At 53.9% G+C, this 19,459-nt stretch carries 19 protein-coding genes; 5 read left to right on the top strand and 14 right to left on the bottom strand.

What is annotated here, in order from left to right:
* Positions 1-128: 128 nt before the first annotated feature.
* From E2566_RS12700 to E2566_RS12730, 7 genes are all read right to left on the bottom strand, one after another.
* Positions 129-1,145 carry a lipoate--protein ligase gene (locus E2566_RS12700; protein WP_107167667.1) on the bottom strand — a complete coding sequence of 339 codons (1,017 nt, stop codon included), beginning with the start codon at positions 1,143-1,145 and terminating at the stop codon, positions 129-131.
* A 42-nt stretch (positions 1,146-1,187) separates the two neighbouring features.
* Entirely contained in the window at positions 1,188-1,661 is a 474-nt protein-coding gene (locus tag E2566_RS12705; RefSeq protein ID WP_240352896.1) for an NlpC/P60 family protein, read from the bottom strand.
* A 170-nt stretch (positions 1,662-1,831) separates the two neighbouring features.
* Positions 1,832-2,608 carry a vitamin B12 ABC transporter ATP-binding protein BtuD gene (btuD, locus tag E2566_RS12710; protein WP_107167669.1) on the bottom strand — a complete coding sequence of 259 codons (777 nt, stop codon included), beginning with the start codon at positions 2,606-2,608 and terminating at the stop codon, positions 1,832-1,834.
* Positions 2,609-3,160, bottom strand: coding sequence for a glutathione peroxidase (locus tag E2566_RS12715; protein WP_107167670.1), 552 nt, complete (start codon positions 3,158-3,160; stop codon positions 2,609-2,611).
* Positions 3,161-3,226: 66 nt separating this feature from the next.
* Complete coding sequence (gene btuC, locus E2566_RS12720) at positions 3,227-4,264, bottom strand: vitamin B12 ABC transporter permease BtuC (RefSeq protein ID WP_107167671.1); 1,038 nt, start codon at positions 4,262-4,264, stop codon at positions 3,227-3,229.
* Positions 4,265-4,422: 158 nt separating this feature from the next.
* Complete coding sequence (locus E2566_RS12725) at positions 4,423-5,187, bottom strand: class I SAM-dependent methyltransferase (protein WP_107167672.1); 765 nt, start codon at positions 5,185-5,187, stop codon at positions 4,423-4,425.
* Between the two features lie 38 nt (positions 5,188-5,225).
* Complete coding sequence (locus E2566_RS12730; protein ID WP_107167673.1) at positions 5,226-5,567, bottom strand: cupin domain-containing protein; 342 nt, start codon at positions 5,565-5,567, stop codon at positions 5,226-5,228.
* 116 nt (positions 5,568-5,683) lie between these two features.
* On the opposite strand from E2566_RS12730, the gene E2566_RS12735 reads away from it, so the two are divergent.
* Both E2566_RS12735 and E2566_RS12740 read left to right on the top strand, forming a co-directional pair.
* Positions 5,684-6,400: a Crp/Fnr family transcriptional regulator gene (locus tag E2566_RS12735; protein WP_107167674.1), complete on the top strand. Its 717-nt coding sequence runs from the start codon at positions 5,684-5,686 to the stop codon at positions 6,398-6,400.
* 228 nt (positions 6,401-6,628) lie between these two features.
* Complete coding sequence (locus E2566_RS12740; protein ID WP_240958786.1) at positions 6,629-6,823, top strand: hypothetical protein; 195 nt, start codon at positions 6,629-6,631, stop codon at positions 6,821-6,823.
* A gap of 22 nt (positions 6,824-6,845) precedes the next feature.
* Here E2566_RS12740 and cobB read toward each other — a convergent pair whose 3' ends face one another.
* The 5 genes from cobB to lolC form a co-directional block, all read right to left on the bottom strand.
* Positions 6,846-7,676: a Sir2 family NAD+-dependent deacetylase gene (cobB, locus tag E2566_RS12745; RefSeq protein WP_107167676.1), complete on the bottom strand. Its 831-nt coding sequence runs from the start codon at positions 7,674-7,676 to the stop codon at positions 6,846-6,848.
* 11 nt (positions 7,677-7,687) lie between these two features.
* A complete protein-coding gene (gene nagK, locus E2566_RS12750; protein WP_107167677.1) occupies positions 7,688-8,599 on the bottom strand; it encodes an N-acetylglucosamine kinase in 912 nt (303 codons plus the stop codon).
* An 84-nt stretch (positions 8,600-8,683) separates the two neighbouring features.
* A complete protein-coding gene (lolE, locus tag E2566_RS12755; RefSeq protein WP_107167678.1) occupies positions 8,684-9,931 on the bottom strand; it encodes a lipoprotein-releasing ABC transporter permease subunit LolE in 1,248 nt (415 codons plus the stop codon).
* Complete coding sequence (lolD, locus tag E2566_RS12760) at positions 9,928-10,635, bottom strand: lipoprotein-releasing ABC transporter ATP-binding protein LolD (RefSeq protein ID WP_107167679.1); 708 nt, start codon at positions 10,633-10,635, stop codon at positions 9,928-9,930. Before lolD ends, lolE begins: the two co-directional genes overlap by 4 nt.
* Positions 10,628-11,830 carry a lipoprotein-releasing ABC transporter permease subunit LolC gene (gene lolC / locus E2566_RS12765; RefSeq protein WP_107167680.1) on the bottom strand — a complete coding sequence of 401 codons (1,203 nt, stop codon included), beginning with the start codon at positions 11,828-11,830 and terminating at the stop codon, positions 10,628-10,630. The genes lolD and lolC overlap by 8 nt, the downstream gene beginning before the upstream one ends.
* Positions 11,831-11,966: 136 nt before the next feature.
* On the opposite strand from lolC, the gene mfd reads away from it, so the two are divergent.
* Positions 11,967-15,419, top strand: coding sequence for a transcription-repair coupling factor (mfd, locus tag E2566_RS12770; protein ID WP_205942443.1), 3,453 nt, complete (start codon positions 11,967-11,969; stop codon positions 15,417-15,419).
* A 78-nt stretch (positions 15,420-15,497) separates the two neighbouring features.
* Here the strand turns inward: mfd and E2566_RS12775 are convergent, their stop codons facing one another.
* On the bottom strand, positions 15,498-15,941 hold the full coding sequence (locus E2566_RS12775; RefSeq protein WP_107167681.1) for a lysozyme inhibitor LprI family protein: 444 nt from the start codon (positions 15,939-15,941) through the stop codon (positions 15,498-15,500).
* A gap of 142 nt (positions 15,942-16,083) precedes the next feature.
* Here E2566_RS12775 and yegD point away from each other — a divergent pair, with 142 nt between their 5' ends.
* Positions 16,084-17,436, top strand: a complete 1,353-nt coding sequence (gene yegD, locus E2566_RS12780; RefSeq protein WP_107167682.1) for a molecular chaperone — start codon at positions 16,084-16,086, stop codon at positions 17,434-17,436.
* A gap of 36 nt (positions 17,437-17,472) precedes the next feature.
* Here yegD and E2566_RS12785 read toward each other — a convergent pair whose 3' ends face one another.
* Positions 17,473-18,078: a TetR/AcrR family transcriptional regulator gene (locus E2566_RS12785; protein WP_107167683.1), complete on the bottom strand. Its 606-nt coding sequence runs from the start codon at positions 18,076-18,078 to the stop codon at positions 17,473-17,475.
* A 135-nt stretch (positions 18,079-18,213) separates the two neighbouring features.
* Here E2566_RS12785 and E2566_RS12790 point away from each other — a divergent pair, with 135 nt between their 5' ends.
* Positions 18,214-19,422, top strand: a complete 1,209-nt coding sequence (locus E2566_RS12790; RefSeq protein ID WP_107167684.1) for an MFS transporter — start codon at positions 18,214-18,216, stop codon at positions 19,420-19,422.
* Positions 19,423-19,459 lie beyond the last annotated feature (37 nt).

Raw genomic sequence — 19,459 nt, forward strand, 5'->3', positions numbered from 1 at the left:
ACTACATAGAATAAATAATAATCACATTACGTTATTATTATAGCCAAATCCACCACGCTTGCTCGCATACCGCACGAAAAGCGCTTTTCTATGATGTAGTCAGTTTATTCAGAGTGTTACTTCACGATCTAGCGCAAACTTTGCGCCAGCCAATCAGCCAGTTCCTGTAGTTCGTTTTGCTGTTCGGGGAAAGCGGTAATCAGTTCCTGACATGCGGCTGCCAAGGCTTCCGGGCGATATGCCGTTCCCTGTAATGCGGACGCCAGTGCTTCTAATGGCGCCGGATTCAGACTATCGGTATAAATCTGCGTCCGAACAATCACGCCGCGTTCCACATCGAAATGTAATTCAACGCCGCCCCAGGTAAAGCGGTTATCGAGTAAATGCGAGAAATCCGGTGCCTGACCGAAATTCCATTCCCAGCTACTTTGACGCGCAAATTGTTCGCTGAATCCCGGTAAATCTGGGTGAGCAGAAGGCGAGATAATTTCTGGTTCGCACTGTTCGCCAAAATAATCAAAGAAGGCCTGCGTCACGGCTTGGCAAATCACCGGATGATCGACAGAAGGCAGTAATTCCACCAGATTGGCGACGCGGGAACGCACGGACGTAATTCCTTTCGCCTGTAGTTTTTTACTATCCGGGTTCAAATAGTCTGCTAAACGATTGAGATCCGCGTTCAGCAGTAGCGTACCGTGATGAAAACCACGATCTTTAGTTTCACGATAGGCGGAGCCGGAGACCTTACGCACGCCATCAGCCGTTTCTACCACCAGATCGTTACGCCCAGACGCACTGGCTTTTAACCCAAGCGAGCTGAGTGCATCCAGCACAATCTGTGTTGATACGCTTTTATCGTATTCCGGTTTACCGGCCATAAAGGTAAAGCAGGTATTGCCGAGATCGTGAAAAACCGCCCCGCCGCCGCTGCTGCGCCGTGCCAGCTTGATGCCATCCTCTTCCATCCGTCGGGTATTGCACTCTTTCCACGGGTTCTGGGCGCGGCCAATCACCACCGTCTCCGCATTCCTCCACAAAAACAGCACCCGCTGCGTGGTGGGCATCTGACGAAAGATGCACTCCTCAACGGCCAGATTAAACCAAGGATCGTAAGAGTCGGAGATCAATAAACGCAGAGAGGACATAAGCAGCTCCGTGCTGTAAATACGCTAAATAAAAGGGGGAAATCAGATGCGGCGAGCCTGCCAGTAAGCCCGTTTCCAATATACGTTATCCAGCGACGAGCGGATGACGCCTTGGCTGGTGGAAGCGTGAATAAACTGGTCGTCTTTGTCATAAATGCCGACGTGCAGCCCGCTGCTGCCGCTGCCCGTTTTGAAAAAGACCAAGTCGCCCGGCAGCAAATTATCACGGTCAATGCGCTCACCCAGCTCAGTTTGCTCTTCCGTCGTGCGCGGCAGTTGCATACCAAACTTATCGCGAAACGTCAGATAGACGAAACCAGAACAATCGACGCCGTTACGATCCAGACCGCCATAGCGATAAGGCGTTCTATACCATTGCCCCAGTTGATCGTTTAGCTGCACCATCACCATGATCGAATCACTCAGACGCGCATTCGGCGGCGGATTATTATGCCGACTACTGCTACAGCCAACCAAAATCAGGCTGGCGAGGAGCAAAGCATATCGTAGAGTCAAACCTGATCGTAAAGGTATCATGCGCGATTACCATAAAACCGCCGAGGCCATAAACCTCTAGCGTCTGAAAATGCTAGGTATTGGATTAATTTAGCGTTTAATCAGGGTGGCTGGCAAGTAAAGGTGATTTTTCCTATTTTCTGGCGACACAGATTCTCTGACGGCAGCAGTCAGGCGCTGCGGGTGATAATCCAGTTTCGGCCATCGACCACGTGCCGCTGAAACGCGACACCGAATACAGGAGACAACACTTCCGGCAGCATGACATTCGCCGTTTCGCCCTGTGCCACCAAAACGCCTGCTGACAACAGCCAGACGCGATCCGCATGGTGGGCGCTGTGGTTGAGATCGTGTGCGCAAACCACGACGGCAATTCCCAAACGACAGAGTTCGCTCAGTAACGAGTCCAATGCCACCTGCTGCGCCACATCCAGACTGTTGGTCGGTTCATCCAGCAGCAGCAAACGTGCGTGCGGGTTGATCGTCGGCCAAATCTGTAACAGCGCAGCCACCAGCCGAACGCGCTGCCATTCACCGCCCGATAGCTGCGTGAGCGGACGCGCCAGCTTGTCAGTTAGCATCAGACGTTCCGCCAGAGAGTGCACCACCTGTTCAACCGCGTATTCCTGCGCCAGCGGTGGTTGATGCCGTTGCCAATATTGAAATACCGGCATCAGCGCCAGCGGCGGTTGCTGCTGCGCCAGATAGGCGCGCCGCATGGCTAAATCCGCTGCCGTATACTGCGACAGCGGCGTACCAGCCAGCAACACGTCACCTTCTCCTGCCAGCAAACCCGCCGCTCTTGCCAACAACGTGCTCTTTCCGGCACCGTTCGGGCCGATGATGTGCAGCAGTTCACCGCGATGACATTCCGCAGTCGTTGGCGACAAACGCGGCAAGACGCTAGCCTGCCGCAACTGCAATACGGGTGATATCTGCTGGATCAATTATTTTGCCAATGCCGCTTCGATCGCGTTCACGATGGTGTCATGGTCAGGCGACATATCCGGCGCAAAACGCTCAATCACACGCCCTTCGCGATCCACCAGAAACTTTTCGAAGTTCCACAGGATATCTTCTGGATTTTTGGGCTTACGGCCTTTATTCACCAAGCGGGCAAAAAAGTCACTTTTCCAGGTGCCGTTGGCTTCCGGCTGCTGACGAATCAACTGTTGGTATAGCGGGTGGCGGTTCTCACCGTTCACTTCAATTTTGCTGAACATCGGGAACTGAACGCCAAACGTTCCACGGCAGAATTCCTGAATCTCTGCTTCCGAACCCGGCTCTTGCCCCGCAAATTCATTGGAGGGGAATCCCAGCACGACTAAACCTTTGTCACGATAGGTTTCGTAGAGTTTTTCCAATGCGTCATATTGTTTAGTCAGGCCGCATTGAGAGGCGACGTTGACGACTAAAGCAACCTGCCCTTTAAACGCTTCGAACGTTGTCGCTTTCCCGTCGATAGTGGTCAGCGAAATAGCATAGATTTCAGTGCTCATCGTTTTGCTCCCTTCAGTAATAAAACCGCGTTGATAAAACAAGCATGGGTAACACAAGACGTATCGCTACAGTCGATTACGTAATAACAGCCAGATAAACCATGGCGACCCCAGCGTAGCGGTAACCACGCCTATCGGCAACTCGGCTGAACGCAACGCAACGCGCGCGACCGTATCCGCCAGCAGCAGAACGCCACCACCGGCTAACGCACATCCGGTCAATAAATAACGCTGATCGGTCAGTCCACACAGTCGCAGCATATGCGGGATCACCAAGCCAATAAACGCAATGATACCAGCCAGCGCGACGCTCAACCCAACCTGTACGCCCATGACCAGCACAAGAATCGTCCGCCAGCGATAGACCGGAATGCCCAATTGGCGCGCCTGAATTTCACCCAGCGTCAACCCGTTCAGTACCGTTCCCTGACGACTTAACCACAAGAGCAGCGGCAATAGCGTCAACATCAGCCAGCCGTGCCGCCAGTCAATGCCGCTGAAGCCGCCCATCATCCAGTACATCAGCTGGCGTAAATCGAGACTGGTACTGAAATAGACCGCCCAAGTCATCACCGCGCTACAGATAATCCCAAGCGCAATGCCGATGAGTAATAAACGGGTATTGGAAATATGACGGCGGGCAAAATGAAGTAACAGAAAGGTGATCAGCAGCGCACCAGCGATGGCGCTCAAACTTAACGCCCAGACAGGTAGCAGTCCCTGCCCCAGCAGCACCGTCAACACCAAAGCTACACCAGCGCCGTTTGCAACCCCCAGCAGTCCCGGTTCAGCCAGCGGATTATCAAAGACGGCCTGCATGACAGTGCCTGACATCGCCAAACTGGCCCCCACCAGCATGACAGCCAGCGTTCTGGGTAACCGCAGTTGCCAGACAAAGAGCTGCTGAGCGTCATCCAGCCAGGCTGTCGGCCAAATCCAACGTTCCCCGGCGCACAGGCTTACAACCAGCGTGAGTACGAGAAACGCCAACAGCAGTGCCAGACTCCGACGATCGCGTCTGCACTGCTGTTGTTTTAACTGGCTGTAATGGGGTAACGGCGTCGCGTGCTTTCGCGAGATATCACCCGGCGGTAATGGCTGCATTGTTCACCGTAACAAGGAATCCAGCGCAATAAGAGAATGACCTGCCGAGGTTTAAGCGCTCGGGGCATCTCTAAACGTTGTCACGTATGTTAAACGATTTCGCTGACCTTACACGCTTTTTCCTTGCTACCGCTCCGCAGTCAAAATGGAGATGACCATTACTTGGTACTGCATACCGCAATATAGTTGAGCTGGTTCCGATTGCGGCGGAAGGTATGAAACATGTTGAAGAACATGCTGCGGTTTTCTTTTTTCAGCGCATTTTTTACGATACGCGCCGCACCCGTTAAGCCTTCATCATAAATCAGCCCTTGTGGCGTCAGCAGCGTCATCGCGCCGTTATCATAGTTAACCTTGCTAAAACCACATTCTTGAAACAGCGTAACCCAGCGTTCACGCAGCATCGGCTGTGCATGTACGTTAATCGCTTTATGCATCTGTTCCACTGCCTGCAATGCCCCGGTATCTTTCTCGGAAAGCAGCATGATATCGTGGGTAATCAGACGACCGCCCGGTTTTAGCACACGATAATATTCGGCAATAATGCGGCTTTTAGCCTTGTCAGCATACATCGTCAACATGGCTTCATTAATCACGACGTCAAAGTGGTTATCGGGAAACGGCAGTTCCAGCGCATTCGCCTGCATAATCGTGACCTGCGAGGCCAGACCGTTCGCTACAACATTTTCCTGCGCCTTTTCTAGCGCGGCTTTATCCATATCCGCACCGATGACCTGACAGCCAAAACGACGCGCGATTTCCATCGCCGTGGTGCCCATATTGCAAGCCACTTCCAGCACCACGCTGTCCTGCCGGAATCCCGCCTGACTGAGTAGCCACTCGGTTGCCTTTCTGCCGCCGGGGCGCAGACGTTTTTTCCCCAATCGAGCTAAGAATTTATGTCCTGCTTCATGATCGCTCATACTGTCACTCCTTAATTCTGTGTTATCGCGTTCGCTATTTACTGCGTTTTCAGCGTCTTCAACATGGTCAGTAACATACGTGACGACTGCTGCGCATCAACGGCATGAGGGATATTCGCAGGCATACGTACCAGCGTGCCGGGCTGTGCGATAACAGGTTCCCCCCCGATCGTCAGCAATAATTCACCGTCAAGTACCATAACCAGTGCATCATAAGGCGCACTGTGTTCGCTCAACCCCTGCCCCTGATCGAAGGCAAACAGCGTAACGTTGCCGCCGTCGGTACGGGCCAACACGCGGCTGGCAATACCGTGTTCGGTTGGGGTAATTAATTCATGGAGAACCAGCGCCTGTGCCGCCGGAAGGGTATTGTCTTTCATGGAAACGCTCCGCTATTTTCGATTCAGCGTGCCGTGATTTTGCTTGCTGAATTCATGCAAGTGATTATTATTTTCATTTACTAGCTTAATGGTAATACCCGCCTCTGGGAGGGCAAATGACATTTGTCAAAAAGGCGCTATCGCCCGATGAATACGGTGAGGTGCTGTTTCAGCATGACTGGATGCGCGGTGAACCCAGCGACGTGGTGTGCGAACTATTGGCAAAAAGCGAGCGTCTGTTTTTCCGGCAGGATGACGTTCTGTTTCGCGAAGGCGACAAAATGCAGCACTGTTTGCTGGTTGAAGCAGGAAAATTGCAGGCTTTTCGCCATACCTATGGCGGGGATGAAAAGATTTTCGGGCAGTTTGAACGCGGTGAGTTTGTCGCTATTGCTGCCGTCTTTATGGATCACGGCCGCTTCCCGATGAACATTCGTGCGCTGAGCGATGGCCACACGCTGATGATTCCACGGCAGGATATTCATCAGTTTTGTCTGCAACGCCCTGAACTAGCGCTGCGTTTGCTGAATTATTTGGGCAAAAAGCTTTACTCAACGATCAACCAAATCGACTGGCTGACCTCCAGCTCCGCGCCACAGCGTCTGGCAGATTACCTGCTGCGGCAGCATCACATTCAACAAACTCAGCATCTGATATTACCCGTGAGCCGTGGGCAACTCGCTACGTCATTGGGGATGCGCGGTGAAACATTGAGTCGATTGATGTCCGACTGGAAGCGGCAAGGCCACATCACCTATCGAGGCCATCAGGTGGAATTGTGCGATCTGAATTATCTGAAAGAGCTGGCTGCCGAGGCCAGACGGACATTCTGACGGGGATAACCGGTGGTGCTAAGGCTTTGTAAGAGGAAGCATAGCGGTGCTATAGAACAATTTTGGATATGTATTTTGACAATTGTCATTCCCGCCCCATCGGATTATCGACTACGCTTAGCTTACATTGATGAGAATAACTCTCATTAACATATTTGTCTTTATAAGACGCCGTGAGGTAACGCTATGCTAGGCTTTTTCCGACGAACACTGTCACATCATGGAATATTGTCACGCAATAACAGCCAAAAGCTGCCGCATCCGCAGACGGTCTCGCCGACAGAAACCGCTGCGCATGCTCGCTGTAGCGAAAGCGAATATTGTTTCTTTAACCACACGGCCATGTTGCCTTTCGATCAACTTGACGAATGCTGCTGCGGCAACGATCGGCAAGAGAAAACGTCATCCTCATACCATTCATGACGTTTTCACGTTTTGCTGACGGTTAAAACTTGATGCTTTGACCACGCGTCAGCCAGGCACCGACGAATTCGGGCACTACGGTGCTCGCGGGGCCGTAAATTTTTTCATCAAACTGGCTTTCTACCTGACTAGGCTCCAGATTCAACTCCAGCGTATAGGCACCGTGCGAATGGGCCTCATGGACAAAACCCGCGGCGGGATAGACGTGCCCCGACGTACCAATCGCAATAAAATAGTCTGCCTGCGCCAGCGCCTGGTAAATTTTGTCCATGTACAGCGGCATTTCACCAAACCACACCACATGTGGACGTAACAGGGCAGGAAATTGACAGCAGTGGCAGCGTTCGCCGACGGCGAGATCGTCCGTCCACTCAAAAATCTGTCCACTTTGGCTACAGCGTATTTTCAGTAGTTCACCGTGCATATGGATGACGCGCTGGCTACCAGCACGCTCATGCAGGTTATCGATGTTCTGTGTGATCAGTTGGAAATTGTCTTCCAACATCGCTTCCAGATTCGCCAACGCCAGATGCGCGGCATTCGGCACAATTTCCGGCTGCTGTAGCTGACGACGACGGGCGTTATAAAACGCCTGCACCAGTTCGGGATTACGCTGAAAACCTTCAGGCGTCGCAACATCCTCAACGCGGTGTTCTTCCCACAGACCATCAGCTGCGCGAAAGGTACGAATGCCAGATTCTGCCGAAATGCCTGCGCCCGTCAGTACCACAACGCGCGGCTTTTTTACTTCGCTTGCTGCCAGATAATCACGATGGAAAATACGCGCCCGAAGACGCTGTTGCCGCATACGCTTTCCCTTGTGAAAACGCCCTAATCGTTGACGCGTATACATACTTACTCCAGCTAGTTATCCATTAAGTGTAGCAATGCCGCGCCACGTACGCCGCCCGCATCGCCATGACGCGCTTTCTCTATACGTGGCAGTTTCGCAATCGGTAAAAGTCGCGCCGGAAGACGCATCGGCAAAATTTGATAAATTTCGTCAAAATTCGACAAACCACCGCCCAATACCAACAAATGCGGATCGAACAGAGTCAGGAGATTGCCCAGGCAGGCCGCCAGCAAATCCATAAAACGGTCGACAAACTCCAGCGCTTTTTCTTCTCCGCCACGATAGTGTCGGATGATAGTGACAGCGGGTAGAGGTTCACCATAAAGATGTTCATATAGCCATTCAAAACCGCGACCGGAAATATAGTTCTCGATACAGCCTGATTGCCCACAGCCGCATTTCACGCGGGGAATATCTACGCCGATGATATCCAACGCATCGGACGGCAGGCGGAGATGACCGAATTCACCCGCAATACCGTTGCGCCCGTCTACCGGACGCCCGTTAATCACCAGACCACCGCCCAATCCCGTACCTAAAATCACCCCTAATACGACGGGATAGGAACGGAATTCTGCGTCCCAGGCTTCAGACAGCACAAAACAGTTGGCGTCGTTGCTAACGCGAACGTCGCGCTGCAAGCGCTGTGACAAGTCAATACGTAGCGGTTTTCCCATCGTCGCAGGCAGGTTGGCGGTGAATAACGCCCCGCTCTCATTCTGGATACCCGGTACGCCGATACCCACGCTCCCCTGCATGCCAACCTGTGCATCGGCTTCATGCACTAGATCGACCAGCGTAGTGAGCAGTTCATCGTAATGCGTGCGCGGGGTCGGTACCCGCTTTTGCCACACCTTATTCAACGTCGCGTCGAACACGCCCAGCTCAATTTTCGTGCCGCCCATGTCAAAACCGTAGTACATGACTGCTCCTTAGGGTGTGAACACCTTGCCACACGATAGGGAATATCCCCGTCATCTCTCAAACCGCATGTGCGTTGGCTTGTCTTACTGTCCGCTCAACACGCGGGCTGGGTCAATACGGCTGGCGCGTCGCGCCGGATACCAACTGGCAATCAAGCTCAGCACCAGCGATGTACCCAACACGATAAACACATCCATCAGATGTAATTCCGACGGCAGGAAATCAATAAAATAGATGTCGCCGGACAGCAGCTTATGGCCGATGAGTGCTTCAATACCGCGAATAATCGGCGTCAATTGCAAGGTGGCGATCACGCCGACCACAGCCCCTATCACACTGCCCAACAGCCCGGCCAATAGCCCGTACCAAATAAAGATAGCCCGAATCAGCCCATCGGGTGCACCCAGCGTACGCAGAACCGCGATATCGCTGCTTTTATCTTTCACCGCCATCACCAGCGTTGAAACAATATTAAAACAGGCCACGCCGATCACCAGGATCATCGCCAGATACATGATGGTTCTCACCATCTGAATATCCCGATACATATAACCATAGGTGCCAATCCAACTGCGAATATGGACATAGAGATTCGAGGCTTTGCCTGCCTCGCGCACCAGTTTATTGGCAGAGAACACGTCGTTGGCCTTGATGGCGATCCCCGTCACGCTCTGCCCCATATCCAGATACTGCTGGGCATCCGCAAGCGGAATCAGCGCTAAGCCGTGATCGAGCTGGCCGCTCAGTTGCAGAATACCGCTGACGTGCAGCCGGATGCGTTTAGGCTGCATCAGCTTCATTTCCGGGTCACTGTTCGGGATCATCACCGTGACCCAGTCCCCTTCAACAACGTTCAGCGTTTTCGCCACGCCTTGGCCGATAATGACCTGCTCTTCACCTGGGCGAAACCGCTGCCAGGCATCATTGAGAACATAGTTGGGCAACGCGCTGAGGCGTGTTTCTTGCTGCGGATCAACGCCTTTTACCTGAATAGCCTGAAGTTTAGCGCCATTCTCCAGCAGCCCGGTGAAATTGATATAAGGCGCAGCGGCGGCAACGCCGGGCACCTGTTCGATGGTAGGCAGGATGTCCTGCCAATCATCAAAAGGCTGATTAACGGGCTCGATCTCGCCATGTGGCACCACCGCAAGAATGCGATTATTCAGTTCACGCTCAAACCCATTCATCGCACTTAGGCCGAGAATCAACACCGCTACGCCGAGGGCGATACCCAGCGTTGAAATCACAGAGATCAGCGAAACCATGCCGCCACGCCGACGGCCACGGCTAAATCGCAGACCAATCAGCAACGAGAGCGGAGGAAAGGTCATTGACGCGCTCCCATCAGAGTCAATTCCTGCTGCAATTGACCGTCGCGCATTTCCAGTTGGCGGTTCAGTCGACCAGCCAGTTGCAGGTCATGTGTCACCACCAGAAAGGCGGTGCCTTGACGAACGTTCAGTTCTCCCAGTAGTTCGAAAATGGTGTCAGCCGTACGTTGATCGAGATTACCGGTCGGTTCATCTGCCAGCACCAGCGATGGGCTGTTGACCAACGCTCTGGCAATAGCGACACGCTGTCGCTCACCGCCGGACAGTTCCGACGAACGGTGGTGGCTACGCGATTCCAGCCCAACAGCGGCCAGCATTTCGCGTGCTTTATCCTGCGCCTGTGACGTGGGTACTTTGCCAATCAGCAGCGGCATCGCCACATTTTCCAGCGCGGTAAAATCTGGCAGCAGGTGGTGAAATTGATAAATAAAACCCAGTTCGCGATTACGCAAGTCTGCTTTTGCCGCCGCTGAAAGCGTGCTCAGCGGTTGACCTTTAAAGATAACCTCGCCCGACGTCGGCGTATCTAATCCGCCCAGCACATGCAGCAGCGTACTTTTGCCCGAGCCAGAACTCCCGACTATCGCCATCATCTCGCCGCTGCCCATCTCAAAAGAGACATCGCGCAGCACGTCGGTAGAGAGCTTGCCGTCCTGATAACGCTTGGACAGGTTAGTACACTGCAATAATGATAAATCACTCATAACGTAAAGCCTCAGCGGGTTGAACGGTGGCAGCACGCCATGATGGGTAAAGTGTCGATAAGAGGGCAATCACCATCGCGGAAATGGCAATCGTCACCACCTGCATGGGATCAATATCCACTGGCAACGCGGCGCCATCCAGCAATACGCCCAGCACGGGCATCAGCGTATTCAGTTGGCTGGCCAGTAGCGCTCCCAGCAATGCCCCTAACAGCGCACCAACAATACCCGCGCTGCCTCCCTGCACCATAAATACCGCCATCACCTGACGTTGAGTCAGCCCCTGCGTTTGCAGAATGGCGACTTCACCCTGTTTTTCCATCACCAGCAAACCCAGTGAGGTAATAATATTGAACGCGGCAACCGCTACGATCAGGCTGAGTAACAGCCCCATCATGTTTTTCTCCATGCGCACCGCCTGAAACAGCTCACCTTTACGCTCGCGCCAGTCTTTCCAGACCATGCCTTCCGGCAGCGTTTGCGTACTCAGCGAATCGACCGACAGCGGCTTTTCCAGCCACAAACGCCAGCCGGTAATCTGGTTCGCCGGATAACGCATCAGCCGCGAGGCATCCTGTTGGTTTACCAACAGTTGGTAGCTATCCACTTCGCTGTTGGCAGCAAAGGTTCCGGCAACGGTGAAAATACGCTGGCTGGGAATACGCCCCATCGGCGTCAGTTGGCTGGCGCTGGTTACCATCATGCGCACCTGATCGCCCGTTTTCACGCCCAGTTGCTCGGCCAGTTTCTCACCCAAGATGGCTTGATATTGACCCGGCTGAAGCTGCTGCTGTTTGACGTTGACCAAATAGCGCGATAGCGGTTCTTTCTCGTCAGGATCAATCCCTAACATCACGCCGACCGCGACGCTGCGGGCGCTTTGCAGCACCACATCGCCTGTCGTCAGCGGCGCGACACGCGTCACGCCTTCCAGCGAGTCTAAAGAGGAAGCAGGCATCAACGCGGGGTTCAGCGAACCTTGTGGCGTAGAGATCACCGCTTGGGGCATCACGCCGAGAATATTGCCTTCCAGCTCGCGCTCGAAGCCATTCATGACGGAAAGCACGGTGACCAGCGCCATTACGCCAAGCGTGATGCCAATAGCAGATAACCAGGAGACAAACCGCCCGAAGCGGTCTGATGCACGCCCGCGCATGTAGCGTAGGCCAATAAATAAAGCGACAGGTTGATACATGAAATCCGTCTGGATAAGGTTGCCAAAGCAAAGTGATCAAGGATAATAAAGGGTAGTACTGCTTTATGGAACCCTAACACCCTCACTCTACGGCTTTTTCTTGGTCGGATGCAGGGAGGCGAGACCCGATAATCAGATGATGCCTGAAAATTACCGTTATTCGCTGCCGCCCAAAGCGGGTGAGCAGCGCCTGCTGGGCGAGTTAACTGGCGCTGCCTGCGCCGTTGAATGTGCAGAAATCGTTGAACGCCACACCGGACTGGTGGTGCTTATCGCCCCTGATATGCAAAATGCCCTGCGATTGCGTGACGAAATTCAGCAATTTACCGACCAGCACGTCACCACGTTGCCTGACTGGGAAACGCTGCCCTACGATAGTTTTTCTCCGCATCAGGAAATTATTTCGACCCGCCTTTCCACGCTCTATCAATTACCCAACATGACGCGCGGCGTTCTGATTCTGCCAGTCAATACGCTGATGCAGCGCGTTTGCCCACACAGTTTCCTGCACGGCCATGCGCTGGTGTTGAAAAAAGGCCAGCGTCTCTCGCGTGATAAGCTGCGTTCGCAGTTGGAGCAGGCAGGCTACCGCAGCGTCGATCAGGTCATGGAGCACGGTGAATATGCGACGCGCGGTGCATTGTTGGATCTCTTCCCAATGGGGAGTGAAGAACCCTATCGTATCGATTTCTTCGACGATGAAATCGACAGCCTGCGCCTGTTTGATGTCGATACCCAGCGGACGCTGAATGAAGTACCGCACATTAACCTGCTGCCCGCGCATGAATTCCCGACCGACAAAACGGCAATCGAGCTTTTCCGCAGCCAGTGGCGCGAACAGTTTGAAGTACGACGCGATGCTGAGCACATTTACCAGCAGGTTAGCAAGAGCGTCTGGCCCGCCGGGATCGAATACTGGCAGCCATTATTCTTTAGTGAGCCACTGCCGTCGCTGTTCAGCTACTTCCCGAACAACACGCTGATCGTCAATACAGGCAATATCGAACAGAGCGCCGAGCGCTTCTGGCAGGATATTCAGCAGCGTTTTGAAAGCCGCCGAGTCGATCCGATGCGCCCCCTTTTACCGTCGGATTCACTTTGGCTACGCGTCGATGGTCTGTTCACCGAACTGAAAGCATGGCCGCGCGTGCAGTTAAGAACGGATACGCTGCCAGAAAAAGCCGCCAACGTGAATCTGGCCTATCTACCGCTGCCGGATCTCGCGATTCAACACCAGCAGAAATCACCGCTGGATGCACTGCGTCGTTTTATCGAACAGTTCGATGGTCAGATCGTTTTCTCTGTTGAGAGCGAAGGTCGGCGCGAGACGTTACAAGAGCTTCTGGCACGTATCAAGCTGAACCCTAAGCTCATCAATACGCTGGAGCAGGCTCAGGATCGTGGAGCCTATCTGATCATCGGTGCCAGCGAGCACGGATTTATCGACACGCTGCGCCAGCGCGCCTTAATCTGCGAAAGCGATCTATTGGGTGAACGCGTTAGCCGCCGCCGTCAGGATAGTCGCCGCACGATTAATACCGATACGCTGATCCGCAACCTGGCGGAACTGCGGCCGGGGCAGCCCGTTGTTCATCTCGAACACGGCGTTGGCCGCTATGCTGGGCTGACCACGCTAGAAGCAGGCGGTATTAAGGCCGAATACCTGATCTTAACCTATGCAAGCGAGGACAAGCTGTACGTTCCGGTTTCTTCTCTGCACTTGATCAGCCGTTACGCGGGCGGTGCTGATGAGAATGCACCACTGCATAAGCTGGGTGGTGATGCCTGGTCACGTGCGCGGCAAAAAGCGGCGGAAAGAGTGCGCGATGTCGCCGCCGAGCTGCTGGATATTTATGCCCAGCGCGCGGCGAAGAGCGGCTTTGCCTTTAAGCATGATAAAACGCAGTACCAGCTGTTCTGCGAAAGTTTCCCTTTCGAAACCACACCCGATCAGGCACAGGCCATCAACGCCGTACTGAGCGATATGTGCCAACCGCTGGCGATGGATCGTCTGGTGTGTGGCGATGTCGGCTTTGGTAAAACCGAAGTCGCGATGCGTGCCGCATTTTTGGCGGTCGAAAACCATAAGCAGGTGGCCGTTCTGGTGCCAACAACGCTGTTGGCGCAGCAGCATTTTGATAACTTCCGCGATCGCTTTGCTAACTGGCCGGTGAAGATTGAGATGATCTCCCGCTTCCGCAGTGCGCGTGAGCAAACCCAAGTGCTGGAAGAAACGCAGGAAGGCAAAGTCGATATTCTGATCGGCACGCATAAGCTGTTGCAGAGCGATGTGCACTGGCGCGATTTAGGGCTGTTGATTGTCGATGAAGAACACCGCTTCGGCGTACGCCACAAAGAGCGCATCAAGGCGATGCGTGCGGATGTTGATATCCTGACGCTGACCGCAACACCGATTCCGCGAACGCTCAACATGGCGATGAGCGGCATGCGCGACCTGTCGATTATTGCCACGCCCCCTGCCCGTCGGTTGGCGGTAAAAACGTTCGTGCGCGAATATGACAATCTGGTGGTACGCGAAGCCATCCTGCGTGAAACGCTGCGCGGCGGGCAAGTGTACTACCTGTATAACGACGTGGAAAATATCGAAAAAGCCGCCCAACGACTGGCAGAGCTGGTGCCGGAAGCACGCATTGCGATCGGCCACGGCCAGATGCGTGAACGCGAGCTGGAACGGGTGATGAACGACTTCCACCACCAGCGTTTTAATGTGCTGGTGTGTACCACCATCATCGAAACCGGGATCGACATACCGAGCGCTAACACGATTATCATTGAACGTGCCGATCACTTCGGTTTGGCACAGCTGCACCAGTTGCGTGGTCGCGTGGGGCGTTCCCACCATCAGGCTTACGCTTATCTGCTGACGCCGAACCCTAAAGCGATGAGCACCGACGCGCAGAAACGTCTGGAAGCGATCGCCTCATTGGAAGACCTCGGCGCAGGCTTTGCGCTGGCAACGCACGATCTGGAGATTCGCGGTGCGGGTGAACTGCTCGGAGACGATCAGAGCGGACAGATGACCAGCGTCGGTTTCTCACTGTATATGGAACTGTTAGAAAGCGCGGTCGACGCTCTGAAAGCTGGCCGGGAGCCATCGCTGGAAGATTTGATCAACAGTCAGACCGACGTCGAACTACGGTTGCCCGCCCTACTGCCTGACGATTTCATCCCCGACGTCAATACGCGCCTGTCGTTATACAAACGTATTGCCAGTGCGAAAACCGCCACCGAACTGGATGAGCTGAAAGTCGAGCTAATCGATCGCTTCGGTCTGCTTCCCGATGCAAGCCGTTACCTGTTGCAGGTTGCTGCCCTGCGCCAGCAGGCGCAAGCGCTGGGTATTCGCCGTATTGAAGGGAACGAAAAAGGCGGATTTATCGAGTTCGGCGAGCAAAACCGCGTCGATCCTACCCATCTTATCGGCCTGTTGCAGCGCGATCCCGGCACCTATCGTCTGGATGGTCCAACTCGCCTGAAATTTATGAAGGATTTGAGCGACCGCCCACAGCGCATCGAATTCATCGGTACACTGCTGGGGAACATGGCGCAGCATACGCTAGCAGCGTGACTTGCTTTCGACATAAACGGGAACCTTCGGGTTCCCGTTATTTTATGAATCCATATCGACGTTCATCGGTCTTATGAATTAAAAATCAAGAATACTTCTTCGCACCTGTAACAATTCGGTGGCTCTTTCGCGAACCATGCGCACCTTCATGTCGTAGGTTAACACTTGCCAAGTTCCTTCTACTTTCTCATCTTTTTTCTGCCCGTCCACCGCTTCGAATTCCCAATACGTATTTTCTGCTGCCTCGATATAGGCATCGCGGTATTGAACCCAGGCGTCTTGTGATTTTTTCAGCGAGTCTTTAACCGTTTGCGATTTATCTCGCATCAGCAATTGGTACTGCTGATTCATGATTCCTTCCCATCCCTGATAAGCGGTCTCGAAACAGGCTTTACTCTCAGAAATCGCTTGAGCTGACGCCGTACAAGCAATGAGTCGATCATCAGGGGATTCGTTAGTGTTATTCGCACCGTGAGCCGAAGACACCATGGCCAGAAGTGTTACAAGTATTGCCTTTTTCATTTTATTCACCGTTCCTTCTTAGTATTTTTTCCATTATTAACTGCTATATCAACACATTATCATTAACCAATACATCCACCTTTACAAGCACTGCCGGAACGCAGTAAAGTCGCCACCCTTTTTTATGGCATGGGGCACGACGATGTTTATCGGTTTTGACTACGGCACGGCGAACTGTTCCGTGGCGGTTATGGATGAAGGGACGCCACGGCTCCTGTCTCTGGAAAATGGCTCGCCTTATCTTTCTTCCCTGCTGTGTGCGCCCGTGCGTGAAGCGGTGAGCGAGTGGCTATGGCGGCACCATCAGGTCAACGCAGAAGGTGAGAACGGGCTACTGCTACAACGCGCGATTAGCTACAACCGCGAGGAAGATATTCGCGTGCAGCCCGATAGCGTGAAGTTCGGGCGCGAGGCATTACGGCACTACATGGATGACCCGGAAGAGACATGGTTCGTTAAATCGCCGAAATCCTTCCTCGGTGCCGTCGGGCTGAAAGCACAGCAGATTGCGCTGTTTGAGGATCTGGTCTGCGCCATGATGCTGCATATCCGCAAGCAGGCAGAAACCCAGCTTGATCAGCCTATTCGTCAAGCCGTCATCGGTCGCCCGATTAACTTTCAAAGTATCGGGGGCGAAGAAGCCAACCAGCAGGCGCAAGGTATTTTAGATCGCGCCGCACACCGTGCAGGGTTTGAAGACGTCGTCTTCCAGTTTGAGCCTGTCGCCGCCGGACTGGACTTCGAATCCACACTGACGAAAGAAACGCGTGTGCTGGTCGTGGATATCGGCGGTGGCACCACCGACTGCTCCATGTTGCTGATGGGACCAGAGTGGCACAAACGACACGAACGGTCGCAAAGCCTGTTAGGACACAGCGGCTGCCGCGTTGGCGGTAACGATCTGGACATCATGCTCGCATTCAAACAGCTAATGCCGCTGCTCGGCATGAATAGCGAGTCGGAAAAAGGCATCGCCTTGCCGATCATGACATGGTGGAATGCGGTCGCAATTAACGATATTCCCGCGCAAAAAGAGTTCCATAGCACCGCCAGCCGCGCGTTAATCAACGAAATGATCCGCGATGCTCGCCAGCCAGAATTAGTGAAAAGATTGCTGACCGTGTGGCAACAGCGCCTGAGCTATCGTCTGATTCAACTGGCGGAAGAGAGCAAAATCGCACTTTCCAACCAATCGGAAACAGCTGCCGATTTACACTTTATCGAATCAGGTCTGGCAACGCGCATTCATGCTGATGAACTCAACGCCGCAATCGATAACCCGCTCACGCGTATTCAGCAACAGGTAACGCTGGCGTTAGAAACCAGCCAGACCCGACCAGAAGTGATCTATCTGACTGGCGGTAGCGCAAAATCTCCTCTGTTACGTCAGGCTATTCAGCAGTTACTGCCTGATATTCCTATCGCCAGCGGTAACGATTTTGGCTCCGTTACCGCCGGTCTGGCACGCTGGGCAGAGGTCGTCTTTCGCCGTTAAGTCAAATACGAGACGTCAGCCATGCGTCCCGTAAATCTATGATTTTATTATTGGTTTTTGGTTGACCAACAACCCACGCAGCAGCAACTCCAGCGCGGTAACGCCTTGTGCCAGCCGCGCAGTACCATCCTCTCCCTGCGCAATCCAAAACGCCGCTTCGGCCAGACTGCCGTAGATCAACGATGCCAGCGCCTGTGGGTCGGCTTCAGCCACTACGCCTTGGCGTATGAGATTGTCGATCAGCCGCTGCATCGACTCAACGCAATGCCGTTGTGAATCCGGCGATGCACCACCCAGTGCAGCCCTCGCATCACGCAACACGATACGCTGGATTTCCGGTTCCAGCGCCATTTCCAGATAGGCGCGGCAGCGGCAGCGGAACCCCTCCCAATCATCTTCGGCGGTATCGGAGATCGCTTGCAGTCGCTCATCCATCTCAGCATCGATCTGCTCCACCACCGCCGCCAGTAATCCTTTCTTGTCACCAAAATGATGATAAAGCGCCCCACGGGTCAGGCTCGCCTGCGCGGTGAGATCGTCCATTGAGGTATCCGCATAGCCGCGTTCGCTGAAGACCTTACGGGCGGTCGCCAGCAGCGTAGCGCGTGTTTCTTCCATTTCAGCACGGGTACGACGAACCATCGACACATCCTTACATACACATCGTATGATTATTTACATTCATTCCGTATGAATATATGCTTTTATTCATACGATCTGTATGTATTGTCGCTGTGCCGCGCTGTGGTGGCAAGCAAATTCACTTTGGAGAACGAGATGGTTAACCCTTATCGAGCGCTTTTCTCTGCGCCTGGCACGAAAGGCTTCGCACTAGCTGGCCTGTTGGCGCGGGTGCCGCTGCCCATGACAGGTATCGGCATTATCACCATGCTGTCGCAGTTGCGCGGCAGCTATGCGCTGGCGGGAGCGGTATCTGCCACCTTTGTACTAACCTACGCCCTGCTGTCACCGCAGATCTCCCGTCTGGTGGATCGACATGGACAAACTCGCGTACTGCCACTGGCAACGCTAATCAGCACAATCGGCATGCTGCTTCTCCTCGCCAGTTCCTGGTGGCAAGCACCTGACTGGACCTTATTCATCGGTGCATTACTGACCGGTTTCATGCCCAGTATGTCCGCGATGGTAAGAGCACGCTGGACCGCCATCTATCGCGGGCAACCTCGTTTGCAAACCGCTTACTCGTTGGAGACGGTACTCGATGAAGCGACTTTCATCGCCGGACCTCCGCTGGCTATCGGGCTATCCGTAGCCGTGTTCCCTCAGGCGGGTCCATTGACAGCGGCACTCTTGCTGATTGTTGGCGTGTTCGCACTGGTTACACAGCGCAGCTCTGAACCACCTATAGCGCTACTGCACACCTGCACCGATCGTTCCAACTCAGTGTTCAAGCAGACAAACATCCGCCTGCTGACGCTGTTGATGATCGCAATGGGCATCATCGTTGGCACTGTGGATATCGTCAGCGTCGCCTTCGCCGAACAGCGTAGCCAACCGGCAGCGGCCAGTCTGATCTTGTCAGCTTATGCGATCGGTTCCTGTCTGGCCGGCCTGCTGTTCGGTGCTCTAAAGCTACGAACCGCACTGCATCACCTGCTATTGCTAGGCGGTTTGGCAACGGCAATCACCACACTCCCCCTGTTGCTGGTTAACAGTCTTCCTGCACTTGCTGCGGCCGTACTGATTGCTGGGCTGTTCTTCGCCCCCACCATGATCGTAGCGATGTCGCTGGTCGAACGTTTGGTTCCGGAATACCGCTTAACCGAAGGCATGACCTGGCTGCTGGCGGGGCTAAACATCGGTGTGGCGTTGGGCGCAGCATTATCAGGCCACGTTGTTGATGACGGCGGTACCCAAGCCGGATTCATCGTTGCGCTGTGCGCTGGCGTTTTAGTGCTGCTGGTCGCGCTATGGGGATACCTGCGTTTTCGGGAACATCCCGTCTCCCTTCCCAAGGCCGCTTGACCGTCATCCAACCTTTTTCCCAAGTTAAGGATTGAAC

The sequence above is a fragment of the Pectobacterium punjabense genome (assembly GCF_012427845.1).
In the GTDB taxonomy this organism is placed as follows: domain Bacteria; phylum Pseudomonadota; class Gammaproteobacteria; order Enterobacterales; family Enterobacteriaceae; genus Pectobacterium; species Pectobacterium punjabense.